This is a genomic window from Streptomyces sp. NPDC094034 (assembly GCF_040303865.1).
Lineage (GTDB): Bacteria > Actinomycetota > Actinomycetes > Streptomycetales > Streptomycetaceae > Streptomyces.
Map to the genome: position 1 here is coordinate 1 of NZ_JBEOUD010000141.1, position 1,067 is coordinate 1,067.

Annotated in this window: 2 protein-coding genes; one reads left to right on the forward strand and one right to left on the reverse strand. The window is 70.3% G+C overall.

What is annotated here, in order from left to right:
- On the reverse strand, window positions 1-517 hold a 517-nt coding region (locus ABTZ59_RS37255), incomplete at its 3' end, for an OB-fold nucleic acid binding domain-containing protein (RefSeq protein WP_351426083.1).
- A 163-nt stretch (window positions 518-680) separates the two neighbouring features.
- On the opposite strand from ABTZ59_RS37255, the gene ABTZ59_RS37260 reads away from it, so the two are divergent.
- Window positions 681-1,067, forward strand: a 387-nt coding sequence (locus ABTZ59_RS37260) for a PAS domain-containing protein (RefSeq protein ID WP_503003873.1), incomplete at its 3' end; no start/stop codon positions are given.

Genomic DNA, 1,067 nt, shown 5'->3' on the forward strand with positions numbered 1-1,067 from the left:
AGGTCGCGGACAGGATCGGCGTCGCCATCTCGTTGAAGCCGAGCGCGGTCATCTTGTGGCGGATCGCGGAGATGACCGCCGTCCGCAGCATGATGTTGCGGTGCATGCGCTCGCGGCGCAGGTCGAGGAAGCGGTACTCCAGGCGCCGCTCCTCGTTGACCCCGTCCTCGGCGTTGATGGTGAAGGGGAGGGGCTGGGCCGCGCCGAGCAGCTCGACCTCGCTCACCTCGACCTCGATCTCGCCGGTCGGCAGGTCCGCGTTCACGTTCTCGGTTCCACGCGAGACGACGGAGCCGTCGACGCGGACCGTGGACTCCTTGGAGAGCTTGTCCAGGGCCTCGTAGGCGGGGGTGCCGGGGCGGGCGACCAGCTGCGTGATGCCGTAGTGGTCGCGCAGATCGATGAAGAGGATGCCGCCCAGGTCGCGCCGATTGTGCAGCCAGCCACTGAGCCGGACGTCGGTGCCGACGTCAGAGGCGCGGAGCTGGCCGCAGGTGTGGGACCTGTACCGATGCATCGTCGTTCATCGTCCTTCGTGGGAGCTTCGAGTTGGTGATCGCCCGGGTTGCCGGCCCCGGCTGATCCAAGGGTACCGGCCACCCCAAGATCGGCTCCCCACAGATTTACGGCCCGCGGCCCTACGGTGGCACGCATCGAGCGCATCTTCTTAAATGGGGACAATGCGTACAGGTGAGCCGCTCCCGGCCGTCGGAGACGTCCTCGCCGCCCTCGCGACCGGGCTGTGGCACTGGGACACCGCGGACAAGCTGGTCACCGTGGACGCGGAGGCGGCGCGGCTGCTCGGGCTGCCCGCGGCGCCGGCCACCCTCACCGAGGCCCAGACCCGGGCCCGGCTGCATCCGGCCGACTGGAACGAGATCACCGCGGTGGTGCAGCTCGCGGTCGCCGAGGGCACGCTCGCCGAGGTGCGGGTGCGGATCACGGACGAGGAGGGCACCGTCCTGCGCGTCGTACGCAGCCGTTCGAAACCGTCGTACGACACCGGGCGGCGCGCCTACGTCCTGACCGGCACCCTCCAGGAGGTCGCCGAGCCGGGCCCGGACCCG